Consider the following 7,627-nt stretch of genomic DNA (forward strand, 5'->3'; position numbering starts at 1 on the left):
GTGGCTGTTGCACAACTCGTCAACTATTTCGCAATAATTTATGTTAAGATATTGATTTTTAGTATCTTAACGTCATGCAAGGAAAGAAGCACTATCAAGAGAAACTCTTTACCAATTTCCAATTGTCCGACCGTGTTCCGGCAGACAATATATACCGAAAGCTGAAAGAAACACTAGATCTTCAGYTTTTATATGCGTCTACCGCTAAGTATTACGGGAAAGACGGACAAAAAAGTATTGACCCGGTTGTTTTCTTTAAGTTATTACTCGTTGGCTATTTGGAGAATCAGCCAAGTGATAGGCGCATCATTAACATATCATCCATGCGCCTTGATATTCTTTATTTTATTGGTTACGATATCGACGAAGAATTGCCCTGGCATTCTACTTTAAGCCGTACCCGCCAGCTTTATGATGAAGACATATTTAACCAATTATTTAAACAAGTATTAAAGCAGTGCATAGACAAAGGAATGTTAACCGGCAAAAGACAGGCAGTTGATAGTGTTTTTGTGAAAGCTAACGCAGCTTTAGACAGCATTAAAGAAAAGGTCATTATGGAAGATGCGATGGCCTTTACCAATCAATTAAAGGAGGAACAGCTGGAAAATGCAACGGATGATAATCGGGGAACAGGCCAACTCCACGAGCCCAAACCCCAGAAAGGAGGGAACGCCAGCAGGGCCAGTACAACCGATCCGGATTCAAGGATGTCAGTAAAGCCAGGTAAAGTAATGAAGCTAAATTACCTGAGCCAACTTAGCGTTGACACTTCCAGTTATGTTATCACCAGTATTGGTGCTTTTCACGCAGATAAAAAGGACAGTCAGTGTCTTGACGATGTACTTGAAAAAATTGATAATAACCTTAAAGATTACGGTCTTGCTGTAGAAGAGATCATTGCTGATGCCAATTATAGCAGTTCAGATGCCTTACATAGCCTTATTTCCAGGGGCATTACCGGGTACATTCCCAATACCGGAACCTATAAGCAAGTACGCGATGGATTTAAATATGATGAAGAAAATGACCGATACATATGTGACCAGGGAAATACTTTAAAGTTCATTGGCTACAAGAAACATCACGGCGTTTCAAAAACCTACATGAGCAAAAGATCCGATTGCAAAAAGTGCGTTATTCGTGAAAAATGTATCGGTAGGGCAAGTTATAAAATGCTAACTAATTCGTTAAACAGGCCATTATTCGATGACATGCATAAACGAATACATGAGGACTATGGAAGACAAATGATGACCATCAGAAAAAGCACAGTAGAGCCAGTAATTGGCACATTAGTAGAATACTTAGGAATGCAGAAAGTACGTACGATCGGTATAAAACTAGCCAATAAATGTATGATAATGGCAGGAATTGCTTACAATCTTAAGAAGTTAATTAAATATGGAGGGAATAGGCTTTGGCATGAGATTTTAAGCTTATTAGAGCCTTTTAAGACATCTGATTTTTATTGCGCTTAAATCAGATGCCAGGCTAAAATGATCGCACAACTTAGTTTATTGTTCGTTAAAGGGTTAGTTGTGCAACAGCCACTTGTAAAACCTTCCAAATATATCAAAGCAATATTCTACCTTTTTTTTATTGTAATTAAGCGTCATTATTCCCCTTATGTCAACATTGGCACGCATTGGCTGTTTACTGAAATTCTTTATATAAGAATTGAATTGAGAAACATCCTTCAAGTCGACAAAAGACTTTACCGTCATCGTTTCTTTTAACTGCTGTCTAAAGCTATTGCAATCAACATTCATTATCGTTTCCGTAAAAAAACCGCCACATTCTACTTTAACAGATAGCAGTTTGCCGTTTTGTGAGTAAGAAGAGCTACAAACAAAGCACGTTATTGCGATTAACATTAATTTCATATTCATAGCTATTGATCTTTCTTAGGATTTACGGTTTTAGGTCTTGGTGCAACTATCTTAATTTCTTGTAAGTGGAAAAAGTTTAATGGTACAGACATCCCCCGCTGTCGCAAGGGTCCACCCTTGTGACCCGCGTGTCAACTATACGCCATACCATCCTTCAAATTTCCGTTCCCTTAGGGTACAGGAAAAACCTTTGTCCAAAAGTCCTTTATCCTTTGTCTAAAAGTCTAACTCCGTCTCCTTAGGGTCTCTGATTGAGAGGGCCCTGAGGGTGCAGGAATAGGCTTCTTTTGGCATTAAATTTCATGCGCCGATTGAAAAACCCTGATTCTATTGATAGCTTTTTGCAGTCGTGGCCTATTATAACGTTGAACGCCAACCGGGTAAGCATTTAGTATAACATTTAGCATAAGCAGCCATAATGATTGCTTAAATCCGTAATAAAATGCAACGAAGAGCGTAGGGACCAATACGATAAAGAAGATAATTAAATGCCCAAATTCCGATTGCCGGGTGGTATACTCCAAATGTTTTAGCGCATCCAAACTCTTTTTTACCGGATTGGCAGCTTTGTTGAGTTTCTCCCAGCCAACCCATACCAAAACCTTTCTAAATCCATGAATCCCGAACCATTTATAGATCTTTCCATCAGCCTCCCATTTTTTCGAATTGTAATAAGTGGATGCCAATGGCAGTTTGAAGGTATGAGTGAAGAATAAAACACCCATCATCAGCATAAAATTTAATACCCACGCAAACAAAAAAGAATGCATGCCTTGCCGAAGAGCTACCGCCACCACCGTGCACACAACGTTAATAACACTACACAAACTTTTAAATATTTACCCATTGCGCTCTGTTTTTGCTTCCCTATTAAATGTGCAATGAATTATAGCACAGCATGCTAACTATACGCCAATTAATGTATACCTGCAGCGTTCTTTTTTAAAAATACAAAATCCCGCATTAATAAACATCCGGGATTTGCATAATCAATATCTTGCATGCGGGTCACAAGGGCCACCCTTGCGACCGCGAAAGTAATTGGCCTGTCACCCTGAGCCTGTCGAAGGGTCGCGCGCAGAGGCCTTCACCCGCTATGCTTCGACAGGCTCATGACAGCCTTTTAGCAACGTAATTCCCCCTTCAGAGCTCCGGGTTTTTATCACTTACAATGACATGGTGATGATAAGCCCAGTTAAAACCTTGTCCGCCCATCCAACCATACCACAGCATAACCGGACGGACGGACACCGCACAAAGCAAAAGGCCGCATTAACCGCGGCCTTTGGATGCAAGCTGAAATGAAATTTTTCACCCTCCCCTTTTCGACTGTTATTGGCTGTAAAAAATGCCAAGTTGCCATCGTTCATTGCTTTGGAAGAATGGTTACAATTACTCTTTTATATCGGGTTAGCCGGGGCGTTCCTTTATCGGTAACCTTCAAAATGAAGTGAGTAGTTTGGATACTACCTACCTCTGGTGCTTTTAACTCTGGAATGACAGACATGTTTTCTGCCGGACCGACCGCTATTGTATTATGCAACGTTCCCGCTTCCCTGTATTGAAACCAATGAAAGCTCAGGGCATCTCCATCAGGGTCATAGGATGCACTGCCGTCAAGACTAAATGTCTCGCCGGATTTTACCGTGAGCTGTTCGGGCATATTGAGTTTCACAACCGGTGGGTGATTGGCAGCTTTATAATCCGTATTACACCAGGCCATTCTTGCCGCAAAATCATTCTGGATTTCTTCTCTCCATCTCCAAATCGTTACATGGTTGTCTTTGTATGTACCTGTGTCTTTTACAATGGCACTCCCCCATTTGCCCGGCACCCAGGGTGTATATTCGTCTTCGGCATTTGTCCAAAATGGTCTCGTCTCTTCTTCCAGCGGAACAATCCATTTCAACTTAGGATCGAAGGGTGGTTTGTAAAATTCATAACGTCCGCCCCAACCTCCCCAGTTTGGATGCTCCGGGTTGTTCAGTCCATTGGGAATCAGCGAGAGCCAGGACGGGGTATCACCCTCCATGCCAAAAGACACATCCGGATAGATTGCCCCGAGGGGCCCATGTCCCTGCTGTACATTTCGCATAAGCCAATCATTGCTCACGACTTCGTTGTTGGCGCCGGGAAATACGCTTAAGATGGCTGACCATGTAGCCGTATAATAATTTCCAGGGCTTGCGATGTAGAACAGGCCGGGGAAATTCTTGCGTATCCATGGCCCCGAATTATCCTGGTCCGAAATCGTGTATACTCTGAGCTTGCTTATCAACCTTTTTGCTTCCCCTTCGCTTTTAGTCTCCCTGATTTTCCAGAGTGCTTGCGCCAGTATATTCGGGCCGCCCCAAACAGTCACCCATAAAGGGCGGCTATCATTCTTTTCAAGCATCTTAATCACCCAGTCCGAACCTTCCGAATCTTTGCCTTTTCCTACGCCTTCCATCCCATAAACCGGAATGCCTTTTTTTACCAGGCTTAATAAGTATTGCGCTGTCGGAAATCCGGGTTCATGTTTTAGAAGATTAGGTTGCACCTTCTCATAACTACGAATAACTTTTTCAATGAGTTGTGGGCTAACCTTTTTTGATTGATGAATGGATGTTGAAGCGATGAGCCCTTCGATGTCGATTTGATTTGTGTATAGCATTAACCGCACCATCGACATAAAATCATCAGGCTCGTTTCCAATGTCGGTAATTACAATCAGGCGATGTTTGGCAATTGTTTGTGCAGAAGCCGTAATGTGTGTTGCCAGTATAATAATTAATACAACCAGCGCAACTGGCATTAGTCTTGTTTTCATTATTTTAACGTGAGTTCGGGATAAGAAAAGTATATAAAAAGAGAGCAGGCCATAGTTTTTTATCGTAAATAATTGACAATCAATTTATTAACAATAAATCAACGCCCTGTGCTCAGCGATAAAATTATAGATTTTTTTTAAACGTTGATGACTTTTACAAAGAAATAGTACCAGAACTTGAAAAACAGTTTACCCACGCTTCCCGAAGTGTTCCGCTGTTCGAATGTCTCCGACTTCGAACGACTATGCCCTTGTTGGAGTTGTCTCTACAGATGTTCGGAAGATTATAAAAAGCTGGCCCCGTGCGATTCCCTCCCAACGGGAGGGTGCAGGGAGGGGTTTCTACACCAGGCTTTTACTCTTGAATAGCAGCGGGGGCCTATCGCTCGCAAAACCCCTTCCTCCTCCTTCCCCAAGGAAGGAATCGCACATCCCCCGCTTTTTATAATCTTCCGAACGCCTATAGTGACAACACCAACAAAGTGCAGTATAAAAAGCGACAGCAAAAGTGAGCGAGGGGATTTGTCCGGACCATGTCCGCAACAGGCTGGGACAGGTAAGCGGACGGACAGGCAATTTTTGAAAACGTTTTTTTGCAATAGGGATAGAAGTGGATACCGGCCAATGCGGATAAGGCCTGCGCAGTATGAACGTATAGCCCGGACCGCAGGTATTGCCCTTATGGTTCATTAGTTCACTGGTTCATTAGTTTATTGGTGGATGGCGGGTGATTGCTTAACGCAACACTTTTTGCACAAGACCGGCGGCAAAAACGGAATGATCGGGTTTTGGTTACCGCCGCTTAAATTTCCTTTTGCCCACAACCGCGAATACCGAGGTGATTACTATCCCCGAAACAAAATAGAGGAGTATAAAATTAAGTTTGGTTGGTAAGTAAGCCATTAAAATACCGGTTGAAAGGGCTATTGCCGCATTGATGAGCATTAAACCGCCTACCCAGTTGCATAAACCGTTAACATCTGTAACCAGGTCTTCATTAAAACCAGATATCAGGCTGGCTTTCTTTTTATACTTTACCTGGTAGCCTAATACAAGCATCACCAGGGCAATAACGCCAAATACAATGAGGTTAAACATTTATTGGGGGCGTTGATTGGAATTTTTACTTTGTTGCAGGTTAAGCATATCTTTAACGCTGGTAAATGGTGTTAGCTTCCCTTCCTGCGCTTGTTTCAATGAATCTCTTACTCCTTTCAATACATATTCAGGATAAACCTCTGGCTGCTCATCCCCGGGATAATTAATCAATTCGTCCATAAAAACAAATTTAGCTATTATTCAAACCAAAACAATTTACCATTAGCCCAAATTACATCAGCTCCCCATCCTTATGCACATGGTAAGTTTTGTAAGCCAGGTAATAAAGCAACAATGCGGGCAGGGTATTTAATAATATTCCCTGGGCATTCATATGTGGATACGTCATGATAACCTGTACAATAAGCAGCACCAAAGCAACTGTTCCTCCTATTAAATACAGGTTGCGAAATTTGGGATTCATAGGCAGGCAGGTTTATAAATAACCATTTCATAAACTTTTACGCTTATGAAATGGTTAAATTAAAAAACATTATCGTTTTAATTCATACTTAGCAGGCGTTGATGACACCTTTTTAAATATGGTTGCACCCAAAGGTGGTATTGTAATCCTGATAGAGTTATCCTTACCATGCCATTTTTCGGGTTCGGCTTTTACAGGCTCATCATTGATGAGGCCGCTTCCCCAAAGGTTTTTAGCATCGGAGTTAAAAATCTCTTTCCAGTCGCCGTCGGCCGTTACGCCTATACGGTATTTGTAGCGTGGTACGGGCGTCATGTTCAGGATGATAACCAGGTCGTCCTTAGTGTTGTTGCCCATACGACTGTAAACCAGTATAGAATCATTGGCATTGCCGCCATCTATCCATTGAAAACCGGTAAAATCAAAGCTTTTTTCATGCAGGGCTGGCTCATCGCGGTATAAGTGATTGAGGGTTTTCACCGTTTCTGACATGCCCTGGTGATTGGCGTACTCCAACACATGCCATTGTAACGACTGGCCGAAGTTCCACTCATCGCCCTGGCCAAATTCGGCCCCCATAAACAGCAGTTTTGTGCCCGGATGGGTAAACATATAGCTGTACATCAGGCGTAGATTGGCAAACTGCTGCCACTCATCGCCCGGCATTTTGCGCAGCATGCTGCCTTTGCCAAATACCACCTCATCGTGCGAGAAAGGCAGCATAAAATTTTCGGTGAAGGCATATATGGTGCTAAACGTGATCTCGTTATGATGATATTTACGGTGGATAGGGTCCTCCTTAAAGTAATCGATAGTATCGTGCATCCAACCCATCATCCATTTCATCCCGAATCCTAATCCACCCAAATAAACCGGGCGGCTAACACCTGTGAACGATGTGGACTCCTCTGCAATAGTTTGCGTTGATGGGAAATGGCTATAAACTGCCTCGTTAAATTCTTTAAGGAACGATACGGCTTCCAGGTTCTCATTACCGCCATAAATGTTGGCTTCCCATTCGCCATGTTTACGCGAGTAATCAAGGTAAAGCATGGATGCAACCGCGTCTACACGTAAACCGTCGGCATGGTACCTGTCGAGCCAGAACAGCGCATTACTGATCAGGAATGCCCTAACCTCGTTACGCCCATAATTAAATATGTACGATTTCCAATCGGGGTGAAAGCCTTTACGCGGATCGGCGTGCTCATACAGGTGCGTACCGTCGAATTTATAAAGCGCGTGAATATCACCGGGAAAGTGCGAAGGCACCCAATCAAGTATTACACCAATACCGGCCTTATGAAATTCCTCAATTAAGTACATCAACTCCTGCGGCGTACCATAGCGTGAGGCGGCTGCAAAATAGCCCGAGATCTGGTATCCCCAGCTTGGGTAAAAGGG

The 7,627-nt window shown here is 42.8% G+C and carries 7 protein-coding genes; 1 reads left to right on the forward strand and 6 read right to left on the reverse strand.

What is annotated here, in order from left to right; genetic code table 11:
- Positions 1–74 precede the first annotated feature (74 nt).
- Complete coding sequence (locus AC1DPZ_RS19520; RefSeq protein ID WP_477406503.1) at positions 75–1,481, forward strand: IS1182 family transposase; 1,407 nt, start codon at positions 75–77, stop codon at positions 1,479–1,481.
- A 704-nt stretch (positions 1,482–2,185) separates the two neighbouring features.
- Here the strand turns inward: AC1DPZ_RS19520 and AC1DPZ_RS19525 are convergent.
- From AC1DPZ_RS19525 to glgB, 6 genes are all read right to left on the reverse strand, one after another.
- Positions 2,186–2,620 (reverse strand): glycosyl-4,4'-diaponeurosporenoate acyltransferase CrtO family protein, encoded by a 435-nt coding sequence (locus AC1DPZ_RS19525; RefSeq protein WP_477406505.1) that lies wholly within the window; start codon positions 2,618–2,620, stop codon positions 2,186–2,188.
- A gap of 638 nt (positions 2,621–3,258) precedes the next feature.
- On the reverse strand, positions 3,259–4,701 hold the full coding sequence (locus AC1DPZ_RS19530; RefSeq protein ID WP_477406507.1) for a DUF1593 domain-containing protein: 1,443 nt from the start codon (positions 4,699–4,701) through the stop codon (positions 3,259–3,261).
- Between the two features lie 792 nt (positions 4,702–5,493).
- Entirely contained in the window at positions 5,494–5,799 is a 306-nt protein-coding gene (locus AC1DPZ_RS19535) for a DUF3784 domain-containing protein (RefSeq protein ID WP_477406509.1), read from the reverse strand.
- Positions 5,800–5,979, reverse strand: coding sequence for a hypothetical protein (locus tag AC1DPZ_RS19540; RefSeq protein ID WP_477406511.1), 180 nt, complete (start codon positions 5,977–5,979; stop codon positions 5,800–5,802).
- Positions 5,980–6,031: 52 nt separating this feature from the next.
- Positions 6,032–6,223 (reverse strand): hypothetical protein, encoded by a 192-nt coding sequence (locus AC1DPZ_RS19545; protein WP_477406513.1) that lies wholly within the window; start codon positions 6,221–6,223, stop codon positions 6,032–6,034.
- Between the two features lie 69 nt (positions 6,224–6,292).
- Positions 6,293–7,627, reverse strand: a 1,335-nt coding sequence (glgB, locus tag AC1DPZ_RS19550; RefSeq protein WP_477406515.1) for a 1,4-alpha-glucan branching protein GlgB, incomplete at its 5' end; no start/stop codon positions are given.

It is taken from the genome of Mucilaginibacter sp. P4_G9, assembly GCF_056400985.1.